This is a genomic window from Rhodanobacter glycinis, from assembly GCF_900114325.1.
Lineage (GTDB): Bacteria > Pseudomonadota > Gammaproteobacteria > Xanthomonadales > Rhodanobacteraceae > Rhodanobacter_A > Rhodanobacter_A glycinis.
In genome coordinates this window covers 283,749-305,308 of sequence record NZ_FOSR01000001.1, presented here as the reverse complement: position 1 = coordinate 305,308, position 21,560 = coordinate 283,749, and the positions used below count along the sequence as shown (strand labels likewise).

The 21,560-nt window shown below is 64.3% G+C and carries 22 protein-coding genes; all 22 read right to left on the bottom strand.

Annotation, left to right across the window (positions count from 1 at the left end):
* Window position 1 precedes the first annotated feature (1 nt).
* A complete protein-coding gene (locus tag BMY90_RS01445) occupies window positions 2-1,510 on the bottom strand; it encodes an NADH-quinone oxidoreductase subunit M (protein ID WP_008217037.1) in 1,509 nt (502 codons plus the stop codon).
* Between the two features lie 15 nt (window positions 1,511-1,525).
* Window positions 1,526-3,547 (bottom strand): NADH-quinone oxidoreductase subunit L, encoded by a 2,022-nt coding sequence (nuoL, locus tag BMY90_RS01440; protein WP_008217040.1) that lies wholly within the window; start codon window positions 3,545-3,547, stop codon window positions 1,526-1,528.
* Between the two features lie 4 nt (window positions 3,548-3,551).
* Window positions 3,552-3,857 (bottom strand): NADH-quinone oxidoreductase subunit NuoK, encoded by a 306-nt coding sequence (nuoK, locus tag BMY90_RS01435; RefSeq protein ID WP_008217043.1) that lies wholly within the window; start codon window positions 3,855-3,857, stop codon window positions 3,552-3,554.
* Window positions 3,854-4,513 (bottom strand): NADH-quinone oxidoreductase subunit J, encoded by a 660-nt coding sequence (locus tag BMY90_RS01430; RefSeq protein WP_008217046.1) that lies wholly within the window; start codon window positions 4,511-4,513, stop codon window positions 3,854-3,856. Before BMY90_RS01430 ends, nuoK begins: the two co-directional genes overlap by 4 nt.
* Window positions 4,514-4,524: 11 nt before the next feature.
* Window positions 4,525-5,016 carry an NADH-quinone oxidoreductase subunit NuoI gene (gene nuoI / locus BMY90_RS01425; protein WP_008217047.1) on the bottom strand — a complete coding sequence of 164 codons (492 nt, stop codon included), beginning with the start codon at window positions 5,014-5,016 and terminating at the stop codon, window positions 4,525-4,527.
* 8 nt (window positions 5,017-5,024) lie between these two features.
* The gene (gene nuoH / locus BMY90_RS01420) at window positions 5,025-6,041 is read right to left on the bottom strand and encodes an NADH-quinone oxidoreductase subunit NuoH (protein ID WP_008217050.1); all 1,017 of its coding nucleotides are present in this window, start codon (window positions 6,039-6,041) and stop codon (window positions 5,025-5,027) included.
* A 5-nt stretch (window positions 6,042-6,046) separates the two neighbouring features.
* Window positions 6,047-8,371 (bottom strand): NADH-quinone oxidoreductase subunit NuoG, encoded by a 2,325-nt coding sequence (gene nuoG, locus BMY90_RS01415; protein ID WP_092700670.1) that lies wholly within the window; start codon window positions 8,369-8,371, stop codon window positions 6,047-6,049.
* Window positions 8,368-9,708 carry an NADH-quinone oxidoreductase subunit NuoF gene (gene nuoF, locus BMY90_RS01410; RefSeq protein WP_008217055.1) on the bottom strand — a complete coding sequence of 447 codons (1,341 nt, stop codon included), beginning with the start codon at window positions 9,706-9,708 and terminating at the stop codon, window positions 8,368-8,370. The genes nuoG and nuoF overlap by 4 nt, the downstream gene beginning before the upstream one ends.
* A gap of 5 nt (window positions 9,709-9,713) precedes the next feature.
* Window positions 9,714-10,241, bottom strand: coding sequence for an NADH-quinone oxidoreductase subunit NuoE (gene nuoE / locus BMY90_RS01405; RefSeq protein ID WP_092700668.1), 528 nt, complete (start codon window positions 10,239-10,241; stop codon window positions 9,714-9,716).
* Between the two features lie 22 nt (window positions 10,242-10,263).
* Window positions 10,264-11,520, bottom strand: coding sequence for an NADH-quinone oxidoreductase subunit D (locus tag BMY90_RS01400; protein WP_008217060.1), 1,257 nt, complete (start codon window positions 11,518-11,520; stop codon window positions 10,264-10,266).
* 1 nt (window position 11,521) lies between these two features.
* Window positions 11,522-12,253 (bottom strand): NADH-quinone oxidoreductase subunit C, encoded by a 732-nt coding sequence (locus tag BMY90_RS01395; RefSeq protein ID WP_008217061.1) that lies wholly within the window; start codon window positions 12,251-12,253, stop codon window positions 11,522-11,524.
* 10 nt (window positions 12,254-12,263) lie between these two features.
* Entirely contained in the window at window positions 12,264-12,821 is a 558-nt protein-coding gene (locus BMY90_RS01390) for a NuoB/complex I 20 kDa subunit family protein (protein WP_008217063.1), read from the bottom strand.
* Complete coding sequence (locus tag BMY90_RS01385) at window positions 12,812-13,168, bottom strand: NADH-quinone oxidoreductase subunit A (protein ID WP_008217064.1); 357 nt, start codon at window positions 13,166-13,168, stop codon at window positions 12,812-12,814. Before BMY90_RS01385 ends, BMY90_RS01390 begins: the two co-directional genes overlap by 10 nt.
* Window positions 13,169-13,404: 236 nt before the next feature.
* Window positions 13,405-13,758 carry a PilZ domain-containing protein gene (locus BMY90_RS01380; RefSeq protein WP_008217065.1) on the bottom strand — a complete coding sequence of 118 codons (354 nt, stop codon included), beginning with the start codon at window positions 13,756-13,758 and terminating at the stop codon, window positions 13,405-13,407.
* A gap of 98 nt (window positions 13,759-13,856) precedes the next feature.
* The gene (locus BMY90_RS01375; protein WP_092700666.1) at window positions 13,857-14,792 is read right to left on the bottom strand and encodes a PIG-L deacetylase family protein; all 936 of its coding nucleotides are present in this window, start codon (window positions 14,790-14,792) and stop codon (window positions 13,857-13,859) included.
* Window positions 14,793-14,808: 16 nt separating this feature from the next.
* Window positions 14,809-15,744: a DNA polymerase III subunit delta' gene (gene holB / locus BMY90_RS01370; RefSeq protein WP_092700663.1), complete on the bottom strand. Its 936-nt coding sequence runs from the start codon at window positions 15,742-15,744 to the stop codon at window positions 14,809-14,811.
* A complete protein-coding gene (gene tmk, locus BMY90_RS01365; RefSeq protein ID WP_092701066.1) occupies window positions 15,741-16,379 on the bottom strand; it encodes a dTMP kinase in 639 nt (212 codons plus the stop codon). The genes holB and tmk overlap by 4 nt, the downstream gene beginning before the upstream one ends.
* A gap of 11 nt (window positions 16,380-16,390) precedes the next feature.
* The gene (gene mltG / locus BMY90_RS01360) at window positions 16,391-17,431 is read right to left on the bottom strand and encodes an endolytic transglycosylase MltG (protein ID WP_008217074.1); all 1,041 of its coding nucleotides are present in this window, start codon (window positions 17,429-17,431) and stop codon (window positions 16,391-16,393) included.
* Complete coding sequence (gene pabC / locus BMY90_RS01355; protein ID WP_008217076.1) at window positions 17,428-18,240, bottom strand: aminodeoxychorismate lyase; 813 nt, start codon at window positions 18,238-18,240, stop codon at window positions 17,428-17,430. Before pabC ends, mltG begins: the two co-directional genes overlap by 4 nt.
* Window positions 18,237-19,589 (bottom strand): aminodeoxychorismate synthase component I, encoded by a 1,353-nt coding sequence (locus BMY90_RS01350; protein ID WP_425438637.1) that lies wholly within the window; start codon window positions 19,587-19,589, stop codon window positions 18,237-18,239. Before BMY90_RS01350 ends, pabC begins: the two co-directional genes overlap by 4 nt.
* Window positions 19,590-19,594: 5 nt before the next feature.
* Complete coding sequence (fabF, locus tag BMY90_RS01345; protein WP_092700660.1) at window positions 19,595-20,884, bottom strand: beta-ketoacyl-ACP synthase II; 1,290 nt, start codon at window positions 20,882-20,884, stop codon at window positions 19,595-19,597.
* Between the two features lie 201 nt (window positions 20,885-21,085).
* Window positions 21,086-21,325 carry an acyl carrier protein gene (gene acpP, locus BMY90_RS01340; RefSeq protein ID WP_008217083.1) on the bottom strand — a complete coding sequence of 80 codons (240 nt, stop codon included), beginning with the start codon at window positions 21,323-21,325 and terminating at the stop codon, window positions 21,086-21,088.
* Window positions 21,326-21,560 lie beyond the last annotated feature (235 nt).

Sequence of the window (21,560 nt, the reverse complement as noted above, 5' to 3'; positions counted from 1 at the left end):
CTTAAATCTTGTGGACGGCGAGCTGCTGCACCAGTTGCGTCACCGAGCTGTCCATCAGATGGACCAGCGGCTCGGGCCAGATACCGATGAACAGCACCAGTGCGGCAAAGGCGGCCAGCACGAAGGTCTCGCGACCATTGATCTCTTTCATTTCGGCCACGTGCGGGTTGGTGATCTGCCCCCACAGCACCCGCTTGACCAGCCACAGTGTGTAACCCGCGCCGATGATCAGGGTGAAGGCGGCGAACAGGCCGATCCACGGATTCGCACTGAAGCTGGCCAGGATCACCATGAACTCGCCGACGAAACCGCTGGTGCCCGGCAGGCCGCAGTTGGCCATCGCGAACAGCACGTAGAAGAAGCCGAACCAGGGCATCACGTTGATCAGGCCACCGTAATCCTTGATCAGGCGCGTATGCAGGCGGTCGTACATCACGCCGATGCAGGTAAACATGGCGCCGGAGACGAAACCGTGCGAGATCATCTGCACCATCGCACCCTGCATGCCCAGGCGCGCCGCGTCGACGTTGCCGTCGTGGCGAATCAGCATGAAGGCGATGAAGATGCCCAGCGTGACGAAGCCCATGTGCGCGATCGACGAGTAGGCCACGAGTTTCTTCATGTCCTCCTGCACCAGCGCCACGTAACCGATGTAGATGATCGCGATCAGGCTGAGCACGACGATCAGCCAGGTGAAATGCTCACCCGCGTCCGGCACGATCGGCAGGATGAAGCGCAGCATGCCGTAGGTACCGACCTTCAGCATCACTGCAGCCAGCACCACCGAGCCGCCGGTTGGCGCCTCCACGTGAGCATCCGGCAACCATGTGTGCACCGGCACCATCGGCACCTTGATCGCGAAGGCGATCAGGAAGCCGAAGAACAGCCAGGTCTGTTCCTTCATCGTCAGCGGCAACGACGCCCACACGTGCATGTCGAACGTGCCCGAGCGCTCATACAGATACATCAGCGCGATCAGCATGAAGACCGAGCCGAGGAACGTGTAGATGAAGAACTTCAGCGTGGCATAGACGCGCCGCGGGCCACCCCAGACACCGATGAGGATGAACATCGGGATCAGCATGGCCTCGAAGAACACGTAGAACAGCAACGCGTCGGTGGCGCAGAACACGCCGATCATCAGGCCTTCGAGCACCAGCATGGCGGCCATGTACTGGTGCGTGTTGACCTTGATGACCTCCCACGCGCCGACCACCACCAGGATGCCGACGATCGTGGTGAGCACGATCAGCGCTACCGAGATGCCGTCCACGGCCAAGCCGTAGTGCACCCCGAGCGAGGCGATCCAGACATGGCTTTCGACCAGCTGCATGCCGCCCGCCGTGGCGTTGTATTGCGGCAGCAGGAACAGGCTCACCACGAAGGTGAGCACCATGAACAGCAGAGCGAGCCAGCGCGCCGCGTTGGGCCGGCCGGAACCGGCCAGCAGCACCGGCACCGCGCCGATGATGGGTAGCCAGATCAGCAGGCTGAGCAAGTGATTGAACATGTGTGCTCGCTTCCCTTATTGCCCGATCAGCCAGTACCCGCCTAGCAGCAGGATCAGGCCGACAATCATCGCGAAGGCGTAGTGATACAGGTAACCGGATTGCAACCGGCGCGTACCGGCGGCGATACGTCGAACCGTCGCTGCCGAACCATTGACCATCACGCCGTCGACCACGGCGGTATCGCCCGCCTTCCAGAACAGGCGGCCAAGTTTCTGGCTTCCCGTGGCGAACAGCGCGTAGTACACGTTGTCGACCCAGTACTTGCGATCGAGCACCGTCCACAACGGCTTCAGCAGGCTCTTGACCTTGTCGGCCATCGCCGGATTGAACAGATAGATGTACGTGGTGATGGCAAAGGCCAGCACGACCAGACCGAACGGCAGGCTGATGAAACCGTCCAGCGCCATGGCGAGCGCACCGTGGAAGTGCTCACCCATCTCGCCGAGGATGTCGTTGGCCGGATTCACGTGGATGGCGCTGCCGAACCAGTGACCGAACAGCAACGGCTTGACCGTGAAGAAACCGACCAGCGCCGACGGGATCGCCAGCAGGATCAGCGGCAGCGTTACCACCCACGGCGATTCTTTCGGCGCGTGCGCAAGGACGCCAGGCTCATGGTGGCCGTGGTCGTCGTGGTGACCGTGTCCATGATGCTCGACGACGGTGAAGCGTTCCTTGCCGTGGAAGGTCAGGTACATCTGGCGGAACGTGTACAGCGCGGTGACGAACGCACCGGCGACCACGCAGAAGTAGGCATAACTCGCGCCCCAGCGGTGCGATTCGCCCACCGCCTCAATGATCGCGTCCTTCGAATAGAAACCGGAGAAGAACGGCACCGCGCACAACGCCAGCGAGCCCACCCACATGGTGATCCAGGTGATCGGCATGTACTTGCGCAGGCCGCCCATGTAGCGCATGTCCTGCTCATGGTGCATGGCGATGATGACCGAACCCGCGCCGAGGAACAGCAGCGCCTTGAAGAACGCATGCGTCATCAGGTGGAACACCGCACCGGCGTACACCGACACGCCCAGCGCCACGGTCATGTAACCCAGCTGCGACAGCGTGGAATACGCGATCACGCGCTTGATGTCGTTCTGCACGATGCCGATCATGCCGGTGAACAGCGCACCGGTGGCACCGATCACCAGCACGAAGCTCAGCGCGGTGGTCGACAGCTCGAAGAACGGCGACATGCGCGCGACCATGAAGATGCCGGCGGTCACCATCGTGGCCGCGTGGATCAACGCGGAAATCGGCGTCGGGCCTTCCATCGAGTCCGGCAGCCACACGTGCAGCGGCACCTGTGCCGACTTGCCCATGGCACCGATGAACAGCAGGATGCAGATCACCGTGGCCGCATCCCAATGCGTGCCCTGGGTAATTGCCAGCGTCTTGCCGACCAGCGTCGGTGCCGCGGCGAACGCGGTGGCGTAGTCCAGCGTGCCCATGAAATACAGCACGGCAGCAATGCCCAGCAGGAAGCCGAAGTCGCCCACGCGGTTGACCAGGAACGCCTTGAGGTTGGCGAAGATCGCCGTGGGCTTCTTGTACCAGAAGCCGATCAGCAGGTACGACACCAGGCCCACCGCTTCCCAGCCGAAGAACAGCTGCAGGAAGTTGTTCGACATCACCAGCATCAGCATCGAGAAGGTGAACAGCGAAATGTAGCTGAAGAAGCGCTGGTAACCGTCGTCGTCGGCCATGTAACCGATGGTGTAGATGTGCACCAGCAGCGACACGAAGGTCACCACCACCATCATCATCGCGGTCAGCCGGTCGATCATGAAGCCGACGCTGGCATTCAGGTGACCGATCTCGAACCAGGTGTACAGGTTGTGGTTGTAGGCCGGTGCGCCGGCAAACCCGATCTGGTAAAGCACGTAGAACGAGAGGCCGCAGGAAATCAGCAGGCCGAGGATGGTCACGCAGTGCGCGCCGGCCCGACCGATCTGCTTGCCGAGGAAACCGGCCAGCAGGCAGCCGACCAGCGGTGCGAGCGCGATCGTCAGCAGGATGGATGTAGACAAAGGCATCGGATCAACCCTTCATGCTGTCGATTTCGGCGACATTGACCGTGCTGCGGTTGCGGAACAGCAGCACCAGGATCGCCAGGCCGATCGCGGATTCCGCCGCGGCCACGGTGAGAATGAAGAACACGAACACCTGCCCGGCCACATCGTGGTTGAAGCGGGAGAACGCGACGAAGTTGATGTTCACCGCCAGCAGCATCAGCTCGATCGCCATCAGCAGCACGATCACGTTCTTGCGGTTGATGAACAGGCCCGCGACGGCGATGCAGAACAGAATCGCACCGAGCACGATGAAGTGCGAAAGCGTAATCATGGCTTGGACTCCTGTTCCGGGGCTGCAGCAACCACCGGTTCGACGGGACGCACGGCGTCCATCTTCACGATGCGGATGCGGTCGCGCGGATTCACGCTGACCTGCTCGCTGGCCATCTGGTACTTGGCACTGTGACGCTGGCGCAGGGTCAACGCGACCGCGACCACCACACCCACCGTCAGGATCAATGCGGCGATCTCGAACGGCAGCAGGTAATTCGTGTACAGCGCGGTGCCCAGCCAGGCCGTGTTGGACTGCCCCGCCGCCGTGGCCGGATTCACGCCCATCGCTTGCGCATGCATGGCACGCACGCCGATCAGCGCCAGCATTTCCACCAGCATCACCACGGCCACGATCAGGCCCACCGGCAGGAACTTCACGAAGCCCTCGCGCAGTTTTTCCTGGTCGATGTCCAGCATCATCACCACGAACAGGAACAGCACCATCACCGCGCCCACGTAGACCACGATCAGCGCGATGGCCAGGAACTCCGCCTCGGCCAGCATCCAGATGCAGGCGGTGCTGAAGAAAGTGAGCACCAGCGCAAGCACGGCGTGCACCGTGTTGCGCAGCGTGATCACCGCCAACGCGGCACCCACCGTGATCACGGCAAAGGCGTAAAAACAGACCAGCTCGAATACTTGAAGATTGATCATGATGCCCTGCCTCAGCGATACGCCGCGTCTTGAGCGCGGGCTGCAGCAATGTCGGCCTCGAAGCGGTCGCCAATGGCGAGCAACTGCGGCTTGGTCACCACGTTCTCACCACGATGCTCGAAGTGGTACTCGTGGATGCTGGTTTCGACGATCGAGTCCACCGGGCAGCTTTCTTCGCAGAAGCCACAGAAGATGCACTTGAACAGATCGATGTCATAACGCGTGGTACGACGCTGGCCATCGCTTTCGCGCGGCGCGGAGTCGATGGTGATCGCCAGCGCCGGGCACACCGCCTCGCACAACTTGCACGCGATGCAGCGCTCCTCGCCATTCGCGTAGCGGCGCAACGCATGCAGGCCGCGGAAACGGTTCGACTTGGGGATGTGCTCCATCGGGTAGCGCATCGTGTACTTCGGGCTGAACATGTAGCGCATGGTCAGCGCCATGCCCTTGAACAGCTCGGCCAGCAGCAGGCTGTTGAAATAGTTGAATATGCGTTTCATCGGATTTCTCAGGCCCCCGCGATGCCGTAGAACTTCATGCAGCCGGCCACCAGCACCCAGACGATGGCGATGGGAATGAATACCTTCCAGCCCAGCCGCATGATCTGGTCATAGCGATAGCGGGGGAACGTGGCGCGGAACCACAGGAACATGAAGGCGAACATGAAGGCCTTGATGAACAGCCAAAAGAAGCTGGCATGGCCAATGAAGCCCCAGGTCACCGGGAACGGGCTCAGCCAGCCGCCGAGGAACAGGATCGAGGCAAGAAAGCTCACCAGGATCATGTTGGCGTATTCGGCCAGGAAGAAGATCGCGAACGCCGAACCGGAATACTCCACGTGGAAGCCCGCGACGATTTCCGACTCACCCTCCGCCACGTCGAACGGGGCGCGGTTCGTCTCGGCCACGCCGGAGATGAAATAGACCACGAACACCGGCAACAGCGGCAGCCAGAACCAGTCGAGGATGCCCTTCGAACCGGCCTGCGCATGCACGATGTCGGTGAGGTTCAGCGAACCGGCCAGCACCAGCACGCACACCAGGCACAAGCCCATGGCCAGTTCGTAGGAGATCACCTGCGCCGCCGAACGCATGGCACCGAGCAGCGCATAACGCGAGTTCGACGCCCAGCCGGCCAGGATGATGCCGTACACGCCTAGCGAGGTCATCGCCAGCAGGTACAACAGGCCTGCATTGGCGTTGGAGAGCACCAGCTTGTCGTTGAACGGAATCACCGCCCAGGCAGCGAGTGCCGGCACCAGCGCCAGCATCGGCGCGAGGTAGTACAGGAACTTGTTCGCATTGGTCGGAAGAATCACTTCCTTGATCAGCAGCTTGACCACGTCGGCAAAGGCCTGCAGCAGGCCCAGCGGACCGATCTTGTTCGGCCCCATGCGCACGTGCATCCAGCCGATGACCTTGCGCTCCCAGTAGACGAACATCGCCACCGCGAGAATCACCGGAATGGTGATGCACAGGATGTAGATGACCGGCCAGATGAGCTGGTTGAGGATCTGTTCGCCCATGTGCCTTACACCTTGCTCAAGGTAATGGCTGCGCCGTAAGGCGGCAGCGTGGCGGTGATGTCCTGCGCGGCCTCGATCCAGACGGCGCCATCAGGCACCGTGCGGTCGACGACCACCGGCAGCGTCGAATCGGCAATGCGCACCTGCACGCCCTCGGCGAGCCCCTGCCGCTGTGCTTCATCCGCGTTGAGGCGCACGGCGGGCGCGCGATTCAGCGGATGCGCATTGAGCGCCGTGGCCCGACGCAGCACGGCGTCGCTGCGGTAGATCGGCCAAGTGGCCAAGCGTGTCAGCCCGGCAGCCGGCTTGCGCTCGGCCAGACCGTCGACCGCAGCCACGGCACGAGCGGTGATGCCATCACGCAGGCCCGCGAGGTCATCGAACTCGAAACCGGCCAGTTGCATCGAACCGCCCAGCGCACGCAGCACCTTCCAGCCCGGGCGCGCCTCGCCCGGCGCTTTCGCACCAGCTTGCACGCCCTGCTCCAGGCCATCCACGTTCACCAGCGTGCCGTCCATTTCCGGCAACAACGCGATCGGCAGGATCACGTCCGCCACTTCGCGCAACGCCGGGCTGGCAAAAGCACTGAAGGCCACGACTTGCGCCGCGCCCAATGCCTTGAGCGCCAACGCGCCATCGGCGAAATCATGCGGCGGCTCCGCCCCGTACAACACGTAAGCCTTGCGCGGCTGCGCCAGCATCGACTGCGCATCGAGGCCACCGGCGCCCGGCACCACGCCAAGCCGGGACAGGCCCAGTGCATTGGCACCGACCGGCAGCTCGTTGTAACCGGCGCCGGTGGCACTGGCGATGAAACGCGCGATGGCGCGCAGCCAGGAGGCCTGCGGATGCGTGACCGCGGCTTCGCCGAGGATCACCACCGCCTTGCCAGCCTTCAGCGCAGCGATTGCATCACTGTCGCCCTGATCACTCTGTGCGGCCCCGATGGCCGTGGCCAGTGCGGCAGGCGCACTCGCGCCAGCCGCCACGGCGGCCTTGGCCAGCGCCAGCAGCGCGTCGGCCATGCCCTGCGGCGGCACGATCGAAGTCGCGGCGAGCTTGTAGTTGAATTCGAAATCGGCCGGATTGACCGCAAACACCTTCGCGCCAACCTTGGTGGCCTGATGCAGGCGGTGGTTGAGCAGCGGCATCTCGTGGCGCAGGTCGGAGCCGACCAGCAACGCGGCCTTCACCTGGCTCACCTCGGCAACCGGCAGCTCGAAGCGCGTGGCCACGGCGTTGTCGGCGAAGTCGAGCTGGCGCAGGCGGTGGTCGACATGGGCACTGCCCAGGCCGCGCGCCAGGCGCATCAGCAGGTCCGCTTCCTCGTTGGTCGTGGCCGGATGCACCAGCACGCCCAGATCGCTGCCAGGGGCCTTCTTCAATGTTTCGGCGGCGACCGCGAGAGCGTCGTCCCACGTCGTGGCCTGCCACTGGCCGTTGCGCTTCACTTCCGGTGCATGCAGGCGATCGGCGGCGTACATGCCCTGGTGGCTGTAACGGTCACGATCGGACAGCCAGCATTCGTTGACCGGCTCGTTGTCGCGCGGCACGGTGCGCAGCACTTCGCCGCGACGCACGTGCAGCCACAGGTTGGAACCCAATGCGTCGTGATAGGCGACCGACGGCTTGGCGATCAGTTCCCATGCACGGGCCTTGAACTGGAACGGCTTGTTGGTCAGCGCGCCGACCGGGCACACATCGATGATGTTGCCGGACAGCTCGGTCTCCACCGTCTTGCCGATGTAGGTGCCGATCTGCAGGTTCTCGCCGCGATTCATGCCACCCAGTTCGTAGGTGCCGGCGATCTCGCTGGTGAAGCGGATGCAGCGCGTGCACTGGATACAACGGGTCATTTCGGTGGCAACCAGCGGCCCGATGTTTTCATCGGCGATGGTGCGCTTGCGCTCGGTGTAGCGCGACACGCTGCGGCCATAGCCCAGTGCCACGTCCTGCAGCTCGCACTCGCCGCCCTGATCGCAGATCGGGCAATCCAGCGGGTGGTTGATCAGAAGGAATTCCATCACGTCCTTCTGGAACTTCAGCGCCTTGTCCGAACGCGTGGTGACCTTCATGCCCTCGCCCACCGGCGTGGCGCAGGCCGGCTGCGGCTTGGGCATGGGACGACCACCCATCTCCACGTCGACCAGGCACATGCGGCAGTTGGCGGCGATCGGCAACTTGCGGTGGTAGCAGAAACGCGGGATGGCGATGCCGACGGCGTCGGCCGCCTCGATGATCATCGCGCCCTTGCGGATCTGCGTGGGCTTGCCGTCGATCTCGATGTTGACGAGGTCGGGCGCGGCGTTGCTGGTGGGCTGCGCACTCATGCAGCGACTCCACTGGTGGCGGTGGCAAACTTGTCGTCGGTCATCGAGCGACCGTTGCGCACGTAGTATTCGAATTCGTTCCAGAACTTGGCCAGGAAACCCTGTACTGGCCACGCCGCAGCTTCGCCGAAGGCGCAGATGGTGTGGCCTTCGATCTGGCCGGCGATGGCCTTCAGGCGATGCAGGTCGTCCTCGGTGCCCTTGCCCTCGACGATGCGCGTGAGCACCCGGTACATCCAGCCGGTGCCTTCGCGGCACGGCGTGCACTGACCGCAAGACTCGGCCTTGTAGAAGCGCGCGATGCGATGACAGGCGCGCACCATGCAGGTGGTTTCGTCCATCACGATCACGGCCCCCGAACCCAGGCCCGAACCGGCCTTCTGCAGGCAGTCGTAATCCATGGTGGCCGCCATCATTTCCTCGGCGTTGAGCACCTTCATCGAGGAACCGCCCGGGATCACCGCCTTCAGCTTGTGTCCGTTGCGCACGCCACCGGCCATTTCCAGCAGCTCGGAGAACGGCGTGCCGAGACGGATCTCGAAGTTGCCCGGCTTGGCCACGTGGCCGGAGACCGAGAAGATCTTCGGGCCACCGTTGTTGGGCTTGCCGAGATTCAGGAACCAGTCGGCGCCATGGCGCAGGATCGCGGGTACCGAGGCATAGGTCTCGGTGTTGTTGATCGTGGTCGGCTTGCCGTACAGGCCGAAGTTGGCCGGGAACGGCGGCTTGAAGCGCGGCTGACCCTTCTTGCCTTCCAGCGACTCCATCAGCGCGGTTTCCTCACCGCAGATGTAGGCACCGGCGCCCAGTGCGCCGTAGATGTCCACATCGATGCCGCTGCCCTGCACGTTCTTGCCCAGCAGGCCGGCGGCATAAGCCTCGGCCAGCGCTTCCTCGAAATGCTCGAACGGCTCGTGGTGGAACTCGCCGCGCAAGTAGTTGTAGGCCACGGTGGAGCCGGTGCAATAGCAGGCGATGGCAAGGCCTTCGATCACTGCATGCGGGTTGTAGCGCAGGATGTCGCGATCTTTCGCGGTGCCGGGTTCCGATTCGTCCGAGTTGCAGAGGATGTACTTCTGCATGTCGCCCTTGGGCATGAACGACCACTTCAGACCGGTGGGAAAGCCTGCGCCGCCGCGGCCGCGCAGACTGGACTTCTTGATTTCCTCGACCAGACCCGCCGGATCGGGCTTCTCGGCGAGAATCTTCTTCCACGCCTTGTAGCCGTCCATCTGGACATAGCTGTCCATCGCCCACGGCTTGTCGAAATGCAGCGTGGTGTAGACGACCTGATGGTCCTGGGGTGCGGGTCCGACCGGACCGGTGGTGCTCGCCATCGTTCTTACTCCAGCCCGTCCAGGATCGCATCGAGCTTCTCGGTGGTGAGCCGCTCGTGGTAATGACCGTTGACCGTCATCGCCGGCGCGTACACGCACGCAGCGATGCACTCTTCTTCCCGCTTGAGGTAGATGCGGCCGTCCGGGGTGCTTTCGCCGAGCTTGATGCCCAGCTTCTTCTCGCAATGCTTCACCAGGTCCTCGGCGCCATTGAGCCAGCACGAGATGTTGGTGCAGATCGCCACGTTGTTGCGACCGACCGGCTTGGTCTCCAGCATCGAGTAGAAGCTGGCGACCTCATAGGCCCACACCGAAGGCAGGTCGAGGTACTTCGCCACGGCGGTGATCAGTTCGTCGGTGAGGAAACCGCCGTTCTGTTCCTGCGCGGCAAACAATGCCTGGATCAAGGCCGAACGCTTGCGATCCGGCGGGAACTTGCCCAGCCAGTGATCGATGTGCTGCCGCGTGTGGTCGGTCAGGACGACGAGCGGATCGACGTTCTTGACCTGGTCGTAATGCCCGGTGGCTTTCATGGGATATCTCCGTCGTGCCGGCTCAGCGATCGACTTCGCCGAACACGAGGTCATAGGTGCCGATCATGGCCACCACGTCGGCCAGCAGGTGGCCACGCACGATGGTGTCGATCGACGACAGATGGGCAAAGCCCGGTGCGCGCAAATGCACGCGGAATGGCTTGTTGGCGCCGTCCGAAACGAGGTAGCAGCCGAACTCGCCCTTCGGCGCCTCGACCGCGGCATAGGTCTCGCCCGCGGGCACGCCGTAGCCTTCGGTGAACAGTTTGAAATGATGGATGAGCGCTTCCATGCTCTCCTTCATCTCTTCGCGCTTGGGCGGCGCAACCTTGTAGTTCTCCACCATCACCGGGCCGGGGTTGGCACGCAGCCATTGCACGCACTGCTTGATGATGCGGTTGGACTGGCGCATTTCTTCGACGCGCACCAGGTAGCGGTCATAGCAATCGCCGTTGACGCCGACCGGGATGTCGAAATCCATCTCGGCGTACTTCGCGTACGGCTGCTTCTTGCGCAGATCCCAGGCGACGCCGGAGCCACGTAACATGGCGCCGGTCATGCCCCATGCCTGGGCATGCTCGGGCGAGACCACGCCGATGCCCACGGTGCGCTGTTTCCAGATGCGATTGGTGGTGAGCAGTTCTTCGTACTCGTCCACCTTGGTCGGGAAATCCGCGGTGAAGGCGTCGAGGAAGTCGAGCATGGAACCTTCGCGCCACTGGTTCAGCCGCTTGAGATCCTTGCCCTTGTGCCAGGGCGACTCGCGATACTGCGGCATCTGCGCCGGCAGGTCGCGGTACACGCCGCCGGGGCGATAGTAAGTGGCGTGCATGCGCGCGCCGGAGACCGCTTCGTAGCAGTCCATCAGCTCTTCGCGCTCGCGGAAGGCGTACAGGAACACCGCCATCGCGCCCAGGTCGAGCGCGTTCGAGCCCAACCACATCAGATGATTCAGGATGCGGGTGATTTCGTCGAACATGGTGCGGATGTACTGCGCGCGTTCCGGCGCCTCGATCCCCAGCAGGTTCTCGATCGCCTTCACGTAGGCGTGTTCGTTGCACATCATCGACACGTAGTCGAGGCGATCCATGTAGCCGATCGACTGGTTGAACGGCTTGGACTCGGCCAGCTTTTCCGTACCGCGATGGAGCAGGCCCACGTGCGGATCGGCGCGGACGATGGTTTCGCCGTCCATCTCCATGATCAGGCGTAGCACGCCGTGCGCAGCAGGATGCTGCGGACCGAAGTTCATCGTGTAATTGCGAATTTCCTGGGCCATCTCAATTCTCCCGCCAGTGGTCGGCGGCTTCGGCCTTGGCCTGCAAAAGGTCAGCGTCATCGCGGATCGTGCGCGGCACCAGCACGCGCGGTTCCACCGAGGTCACCGGTTCGTAGATCACGCGCTTCTGATCGGGGTCGTAGCGCACTTCGACATTGCCGATCAACGGGAAGTCCTTGCGGAACGGATGCCCGACGAAACCGTAATCGGTAAGGATGCGGCGCAAGTCCGGATGACCGTCGTAAATGATGCCGTACAGGTCGAACGCCTCGCGCTCGAACCAGTTGACGCCCGGCCAGATGCCGCTCACCGACGGCAGCATCGGCAGCGAATCGTCTTCGCAAAACACACGCAGGCGCAGGCGCTGGTTGTGCTCGACGGAAAGCAGGTGGATCACCGAGGCGAAACGGCGCGGCTGGTCGACATTGCGCGGGCGATCGCTCCACTGGAAGCGCCCCATGGCCTCGCCTTCCACGCCGCGCGAGAAACCCGTACCGGTAACGGTCTGGGTATCCCATTCGGTCTGGCCGTAGCCGAGGTAGTCGACGCCGCACAGATCCACCAGCTCGCCGAAGCTGAAGCCGGGTTCGTCATGCAGCGCGGAGGCCACCGCAAGCAGGTCGGCGGCAGCCAGTTCGGCGGTGGTTTCATTGCGGGCGGTGCTGATTTTCAGCGTATCGCCGAATCGCGCGGCAAGGCGCTCGGCCAGCGAGGACGATTGCAGGTCGGTCATGACGGCGCCTTCAGGAGCGGGCGATGGTGCTGGTGCGACGAATCTTCTTCTGCAATTGCAGAATGCCGTGGATCAATGCTTCGGCCGTAGGCGGGCAGCCCGGCACGTAGATGTCCACCGGCACGATGCGATCGCAACCACGCACCACCGAATAGGAATAATGGTAATAACCGCCACCATTGGCGCAGCTGCCCATCGAGATCACCCACTTCGGCTCGGGCATCTGGTCATAGACCTTGCGCAATGCCGGGGCCATCTTGTTTACCAGGGTGCCGGCCACGATCATCACGTCGGACTGGCGCGGGCTGGGGCGGAAGATCACGCCGTAGCGATCCAGATCCAGTCGTGCGGCGCCGGCATGCATCATTTCCACCGCGCAGCAGGCCAGACCGAACGTCATCGGCCACATCGAGCCGGTACGCGCCCAGTTCATCAGCGCATCGACGCTGGTGGTGACGAAGCCGCGCTGGACGACGGGGTTGTCGCCGGCTGGACGCAGGATGTCGTCCACCAGGTTCAACGGCTGCGGGTTGTGCATCACCCGGTCGATGGAGGACATCACTCCCATTCGAGCGCTCCCTTCTTCCACACGTAAGCGAAGCCGATCACCAGCAGCAGCAGGAACAATGCCATCTCGATCAGGGCGACAAGGCCGATCTGCTTGAATACCACCGCCCACGGAAACAGGAATGCAATTTCCAGGTCGAAGATAATGAAGAGGATCGCCAGCAGGTAATAGCGCACATCGAAACGCATGCGCGCATCTTCGAATGCTTCGAAACCGCATTCATAAGGCGCAAGTTTTTCCGATTCGGGACGACGCGGACCGGCAAGCATGCCGATCACCAGCAGCGCGATACCAAGGCCGATGGCGACAAGGATGAACAGCAGGACAGGCCAATATTCGGCAAGCACGATGAAACTTACCTCCGCGCCGCATGGCGCATCAGTGACCGTCGGGGGAAACGGTCTGGAACCTCGGGACAGGCCTTGCGGCCAGAATCATCCACATGACGTGGCGTGGACATCCGAATTTCCACGATACAAGCTCGGGAATCTCGCCATTGTACCAGTGCAAATAGGTAACACGACAAGCCTTGACTGCCACCAAGACGCGACAATCACGCACGAATCATGCCGGGTGTCGCGAATTACATGGTGAGCGTGGGGCGTTCGGCGCCAAGAATGCCAGCCAGCAGTGCCTCGATGCGGCTGCGCGCCGCCTCGCCATCGGGCGATTCGTTGAACTGGATGCCGATGCCTGCAGTGCGATTGCCCTGCGCACCCAATGGGGTGATCCACACCACCTTGCCGGCCACCGACAAACGTTCACCGGCGTCGATCAGGTTGACCAGCAGCACGACTTCGTCACCCAGCGTGTACGACTGCGCGGTGGGCGCGAACAGACCGCCCTGTTTCAGGAACGACATGTAGGAGCCGTACAGCGCGGCGGTATCCTTGAACTTCAGCGAGATGATGCCCTGGCGGGCCGCGGCCGGATTCATGCCTGTTCCTGTCGTGCTTGCGCCGGATGGCGTGTCAGCATCCTAGCGAGCACCGGCATGCCGCGCAAAGCCGCATTCACCGCAGTGCGAACTGCCGCTCACAGCCGGCACCAGCCCCAATGGTCGAAGATCCACGGCGAAGGCCAGTCCAGGTGAAGCCTGGCGAAGCACGGACCACTCGATGCAACAGCACTCATGTCGAGCCGATAGCTGCCGTCCGCCCCGCGTGTCATCGGCCATTGCCGCCACGGCCGATCCGAGACGCCAGCCGGCCCCGCCACCAGCAGGCGCAGGAAAGGATGCAGCACCGTCGGCGGCTGCCACGGCAGCCGACCCGTGCCCGAAACCTCCGGCCCTTCCGCTGGAACATAACGCTCCGGACGGGCGGCAAGGCCGCGCATGCGCCTGCCGCTCAACGCCATCTGGGTCGCATGCTCGGTCAAAGCGGAAAGCTTGCGCTGCCGCTGTGCCGGCGAGCCCTCTTCCACGGCCATGGCCAGCCCGTCCTCATGGCTGCCATGGACCGGATAGGCCAGCCACGCGACGGAATCCACGCGACGGGCCAACGCCAATCGGCACATCACGTGCGCCGCGCCGTGGTCCGGATGGCGGTCACCCAATGCCGGCAGCGCCACCAGGGTGGGGGCAAAAGCGTCGATGGCGGCGGTCAGGGCATCCAATGTGATGATCGTGTCGTCCCGCAGTCGCGCCAGCAGACCCATGTCGGGCCAGCCCAGCGGCAACAGTCTGGTCGACGGCACGCCCAGGCGATCCAGCGCACGATGAACCTCGATACGTCGACGACGCCCCCAGCGCTGCCGGTCAACGGCACCGATCCGCCAGCGCCGCTCCAGCCAGCGCTGCGGCCAGGGGTTCGCGTCGCCGTCGGTAAGCAGCACGATCCGCACCTGGCCACCGGCCGCCATCACCTGCTGGATCAGCACTCCCGTGGCCAATGTTTCGTCATCGGGATGTGGCGCCACCACCAGCAGGCGGGTCTGCGCGGACAGCTCGGGCACGGTTACGGTCGACACCGTCCGGTCCCGGGCCTCAGCGCCAGTCGCCAAACAGCTCGAGCAGCAGCAGATCGCCACGCAACGGACCGCGCAAGGCATCGCGGGTGCGGTTGACGCGGTCGTACCAGTGCCCCAGCGATTCGATATCCAGTGCACTGGATAGTGGGCCGTCCTGCCCGCCGGAACGAGCCTTTACCTCGTCGGCCACGGCCTGGGCGGCAAACCACAGTCGCTGTGCCGGCTCGTTGTCCAGCCAGCGCCGCACCACCTCCATGGCTTCGCCGCGACCCGCCGCAAGCGCAGCCAGGTCCTTGCGCACCTCCTTGCGGCGATCGAGTGCGCCTTCGCGTGCCCAGTCGCGCGCCAATCCCGGATTGCCACCGGCCGCGTCGAGCGCGGCCACCGCATCGGCCACGCCTTCGGCCTGCAGCCACGCCAGGGCCTGCTCGCGCGGAGGCAAGGCGAAATCGATGCGCTGGCAGCGGCTGCGGATGGTCTGCGGCAAGCGCCAGGGCGCGTCGGCCACCAGCACCAGCATGGTCTCCCGTGTCGGCTCCTCCAGCGTTTTCAGCAAGGCGTTGGCGGCAGCCGCATTCATGGCGTCGGCCGGATCGATGCTGGTCACCTGCCAGCCGCCGAACTGGCTGGAGGTGGCCAGGCGCGCGGACAATTCGCGAATCTGGTCGACCACGATCTCGCTGCGTTGCACGCCATCCTTGCGCAGGCCGTAACTCAACGTGACCCGATCCGGATGCGTACCGGCATCGAGCAACAGGCAGCTGCGGCAGCGACCACACGCATCGCCATCCACCGGCTGCTGGCACAACAGGCCGCGCACGAAGCGCTGCAGGAAGTCGCGCTTGCCCAGCCCGGCCGGCCCGGCCAGCAGCGGCGCGTGCGGCAAGGCATCGCGTTGGCGCCGCGCTTGCAAGCGCGTCCACGGCTCGGCATGCCAGGGAGGCGTATTCATGGCGTGGCTCCGAAAACGTGGGCGGACGCGTCCAGCGCAGCCTGCAGGACTTCTGCGGGGGCCAGGCTGGCGTCGATCACGCGGAACCGCTCCGGCTCGGCGACGGCAAGCTCGCGGTACGTCGCGCGCACGCGTTCGAAAAAGGCGTCGGCCTCGACCTCGATGCGATCGGCCTCGCCGCGACCGGCGGCGCGCGCACGACCCGTCGACACCGGCAGATCCAGCAACAGGGTCAGGTCGGGTTTCAGGCCGGCACACGCCCACGCTTCCAACGCAGCGATGCGTTCGCGCGGTTGCCCGCGACCACCGCCCTGATAGGCGTAGCTGGCATCCACGTAGCGATCGCACAACACCCAGCGTCCCGCCGCCAACGCCGGCTCGATCACTTCGCGTACCAGTTGCGCGCGGGAGGCGAACATCAGCAACAACTCGCTTTCCGCACTCATGCCGCGCCGCGCCGGATCGAGCAGGATGCTGCGCACCGCCTCGCCCAGATCGGTGCCACCGGGCTCACGGGTCAGCAACAGGTCGATGCCGCGTGCCGCGAAGCGTTCACGCAAACCCGCCAGCAAGGTGCTCTTGCCGGCGCCCTCGCCGCCTTCCAGGCTGATGAATTTGCCGCGTGGAGCAGTCATCGACGACGCAGTCATGGGCAACGCTTCAGTTGATAGCAGGCCACATTGTGATTTTGCTCCTGCAAGGTGTCGGCGAACACGTGGGTACCGTCGCCGCGAGCGACGAAATACAACGCGGTACCGTCCGCCGGATGCAACGCCGCCTCGATCGCCGGTTTGCCCGGCAACGCGATCGGCGTGGGCGGCAGGCCCGGGCGCGTGTACGTGTTGTATGGCGTGTCGGTGGTGAGATCGACCTTGCGGATGTTGCCGTGGTAATTCGCGCCCATGCCATAGATCACGCTGGGGTCGGTCTGCAGCAGCATGTGCTTCTGCAAGCGCCGCACGAACACGCCGGCGATCTTCTCGCGTTCGTCGGCACGCCCGGTTTCCTTCTCCACGATGGAAGCAAGGATCAGCGCGTCGTAGGGCGTGGCCAGCGGCAAATTCTCCGCACGCTGCGGCCACAGCCGGGCCAGCATCTTGACCATCGCCTCGTGCGAGCGCTTGAGTACATCAAGGTCGGTGTCGCCCTTCACGTAGGCGTAGGTCTCGGGCAGGAAGCGTCCTTCGGGTGCTTCGCCTGCCGCACCGATGCGCTGCATGATCGTCGCGTCGTCCAGCCCCACGCTGTCGTGCTTCAGTTTCGGCGCCTGCTGCAAGGCCTGCAGCATCTCGTGGAAAGTCCAGCCATCGACGATGGTGAAGTCGCGCTGCAACACCTTGCCCTTGGCCATGTTGTCCAGCAACCGGGTCGGCGTGATGCCGACCGGCAGCGCGTACTCGCCGGCATGCAGGCGACCGGTCACGTGCATGCGTTCGGCCAGCAGGCGCCAGGCGAAGGGTGCGGCATGGGTGAAACCGCGCCGGCGAAGTTCGCGCACGATTTCCTTGAAGCTGGTGCCGCGCCCGATATCGATGCTCTGCCCGGCCGCTGTCACCTGCATGGGCGCGGCGGTGAAGCGCGTGAAGTCGCGCCAGCCCCAGGCCAATGCGGCGACCAGTGCCAGCACGACTACCAGTGCCAGCACGCGCGCCAGTGCGCCCCCCCGTGTTGTCTTGCGTCGACTCATGCCTGCTCCATCGGAAAGCCAAGGTCCGCCCAGTGCGCCTGCATCGCGCGCGTGACTGGGCCGGGACCATACACGTTATCGCCCACGGCCTGAACCGGCAGGATGCCGCGCACGCTGGAAGTGAGGAACAGTTCAGACGCACGCAGGCATTCGTCCAGCGGCAAATCACGCACCTGCGCCTGCGGCAGGGCAGCCAGCACCTCGGCACGCGCCACGCCGGCCACGCCGCAACGTTCCAGCGACGGTGTCATCGCCACGCCATCGATCACCGCGAACAGGTTGGCCGACACGGCCGAGATCACGCGGCCATGCACGTCGCACAGCAGCCCCTCGGCAATCGCCGGATCGTTCCATTCGGCCCGCGCCAGCACCTGCTCCAGTCGATTGAGGTGCTTGAGGCCGGCCAGCGTCGGCTGTTCCGCCAGGTGCGTCTTGCACAAGTGCAGGCGAATGCCATCGACATGGGCCGATGCCATCGACGGCATCGGGAACGACGCCACGATACGCGTGCAACGCGGACTTGCCGGCATCGCGTAACCGCGTTCGCCGACACCCCGGGTCAGCGTGATGCGCACCACCGCACCAGCCATGCCTTCGCATACCCGGCGTGCCTCGCGCTCCAGCGATTCGGGATCGGGTAACGGCAGGCGCAGGCGTTCGCAGCCATGGGCCAACCGCTGCATGTGGCGTGGCCACAGCGGGGCGCCACCGGCGACGAAGCGGATGGTCTCGAACAGGCCATCGCCATAACCCAGCCCGCGGTCGTCCGCGGAGATCGTGTCGGCCGGCTCGCCGTCGACCAGCCTCATGCGCCCGCCATGCCCAAGGCGCGCAACAGGCCACGCGCCTTGGCCCGCGTCTCGTCCAGCTCCTTCTCCGGTACCGAGTCGGTGACGATGCCAGCACCGGCGCGCAGCGAAACCTGTGCGCCCTCGACGGCAAGCGTGCGAATCAGGATATTGAGGTCCATGTCGCCATTATCGTCCAGATAGCCCAGCGCACCGGTGTAGGCGCCGCGCGGCTCCTGTTCGAGCGCGCCGATGATGTCCATGCAACGCACCTTGGGGCAACCGGTGATGGTGCCACCAGGGAACGTCGCGGCGATCACCTGCCCTGGCGTAATGCCCGCACGCGCGCGGCCGCGCACATTGGAAACGATGTGGTGCACGTGCGCGTAGCTTTCCACCACCATCAGCTCGTCAACCTGCACGCTGCCCGGCACGCACACGCGCCCCAGGTCATTGCGCTCCAGGTCGATCAGCATGACGTGCTCGGCACGCTCCTTCGGATGCGTGGTGAGTTCGCGGATGCGCTCGACGTCGTCGTCGCCCGCCACGCGGGGCCGGGTGCCGGCAATCGGGCGCGTCTGCAGCAGGCCGTCGCGCGACTCCACCAGGCGCTCGGGCGATGAACTGACCACCGCCCATCCCGGCTGTTGCAGCAAGCCCGCGAAGGGCGCGGGATTGGCGGCGCGCAACGATCGCATCAAGCTCGCCGGCGAAGGTGGCTCGGCGTAATGCGCGGTCCAGCGACGCGAAAGATTGACCTGGAACACGTCGCCGTCGCACAGATGCTCGTGGATGCGCCGAACGCCTGCCAGAAAGTGCTGCGGATCGTCCTCGTCGATCCCCAATGGCGCGGCCAGCGGCAGCTCGGGCATCGGCGTGTCCAGATCGGCTGCCAGGGTGTCGAGCCAGTGTTCACTCCCCTCTTCCGCGACCAGCACCGTTCGATCACCGACATGATCGACGATGGCCGCAGCCGGGATGCGCAACGCGAATGCGACCGGCATGGCGCCCGTCGAAACGGGAAGGCGCAGGCTGGGCTCGATCTGGCCAACCAGTTCATAGCCGAGATAGACAAACCAGCCACCGTGGAACGGCACGCCATCCTCGATCCGTTCGCGGCGATGCGCAGACCAGACAGCATCCAGCGCATCGAGAAAACTGCCGGGGACGACGATGCCCTGCCCGTCGCGCACGGTGCCGTCGGCACCCAGCGCCAGCGATGCACTACCGGCAGTAAAGAGGATATCGAAGCGCGATTGCGGCGTACCGGTGACCGCGCTGGCCAGCAGCGCGGGATAGCGCTGCGGATACGACGCGGCCGGCGCGAGCAGATCGCGCCGGCCGGGCAGGATTCGCGTGACCGAGGCCACGCGGTTCAGACGCGACGGAAGACGAGCGTGCCGTTGGTGCCACCGAAGCCGAACGAGTTCGACATGACGACGTTGAGGTCGGCCTTTTCCGCCTTGTTCGGCACCAGGTCCATGCCGAGCGCAGCGACTTCCGGATCGACGTCGACAAGATTCATCGTTGGCGGCATCACGCCATCGCGCAGCGCCATCAGCGAGAAGATCGCCTCCACGCCGCCGGCCGCGCCAAGCAGATGCCCGGTAACCGACTTGGTGGAGCTGACCGCGAACTGCCCCTTCTTCGTGGCGTGCTCGCCGAAGACATTGCGAATCGCCTTCGCTTCGCCCAGGTCACCCACCGGCGTGGATGTACCGTGTGCATTGACGTACTGCACGTCGGACGGCTGCAGTTGCGCATCGTGCAGCGCGTTGCGCATGGCCAGTTCGGCGCCATCGCCGCTGGGCGCGGTGATGTGATACGCGTCGCCGCTCATGCCGAAACCGATCAGCTCGCCCAGGATGTGGGCGCCACGGGCCTTGGCAAACTCGTATTCCTCGAGCATCAGCATGCCCGCGCCGTTCGACAGCAGGAAGCCGTCGCGACCGACATCCCACGGACGACTGGCGTGCGTCGGATCATCATTGCGCGTGGACATCGCCTTGGCCGAGCAGAAGCCCGCCATCGCCGTCGGCGTGGTAGCGAACTCGGCGCCGCCGGCAATCATCGCGTCGGCATCGCCGTACTGGATCAGGCGCATCGCCATGCCAATGTTGTGCGCGGCCGTGGTGCAGGCCGAGACCAGTGCGATGTTCGGCCCCTTCAGGCCGTGATAGATCGACAGGTTGCCGGCGACCATGTTGATGATCGAGCTGGGCACGTAGAACGGCGACACCTTGCGCGGGCCCTTCTCGGCCAGTTCCAGCGCCGTGGACTCGATGGTGTGCAGGCCGCCGATACCGGCACCTGCAGCGATGCCGATGCGGCCGGCATTCGCGTCCGTGACCACCAGCCCCGACTGCCGGAACGCATGCGTGCCGGCAACGATGCCGTAGTGAATGAACGGATCCATCCGCTTGAAATCCTTCGCGATGGCGCGCCGCTCGTCATCCGGCGTATCGGTGCCGACGAAATAGGCGTCGACAGGATCGAAATCACGGACTTCGCCCGCAATGCGGGTGGCATAGGCGCTGACGTCGAAGTTGGTGACAGGGCCAATGCCGCTGTGACCCTCGACGACGTTCTTCCAGGCGGTGGCGATGTCGTTGCCGACCGGCGAGACGATGCCCATGCCGGTCACTACCACACGTCGTTTGCTCATGGATGAAAGTTCCTTCGTGCTCCGGGGATTCGGACGGCCCGCCGTCGCTTTCCCTCATTCTCGGGTGCCCGCCGAACCAGCACACCATACGGGATCGGACGTTGCAGATTGCAGAAACGAAAACTGCGCCCGTTCGGCGCAGCTTCCGATATCGCCACGTGAGCGACGGCACGGCCTGCGCCGTTGGCCGCCACATGTCGATCAGTCCTTGGTGTGGGCCTTGATGTAATCGACGGCCTGCTGCACGGTGGTGATCTTCTCGGCTTCCTCGTCCGGAATCTCGGTCTCGAACTCTTCCTCGAGGGCCATCACCAGTTCGACCGTGTCCAGCGAATCGGCGCCCAGATCATCCACGAACGACGCATTCGTCGTGACTTCATCCTCTTTCACGCCCAACTGCTCGACGACGATTTTCTTGACACGCTCTTCGATGGTGCTCATGTTGCCAAACCTCCCACGGGGAATTTGCTTGATTCAGCGCCGGCCTCGGCCGGCAAAGACCGGCGGATTGTAGTGGCTAAACCGTGAAGTCGCCACGTACCTGCCGCCGGCAATGGTACGGCGCCGACCCCACGGTCGACGCGAAGGATCAATTGTCGCCTAAAACGAAGCCGCTGGCGACAACTGTTTGAATACGCTTCCGAATGGAACCGGAACCTAGGAGCGTGGACGGTAG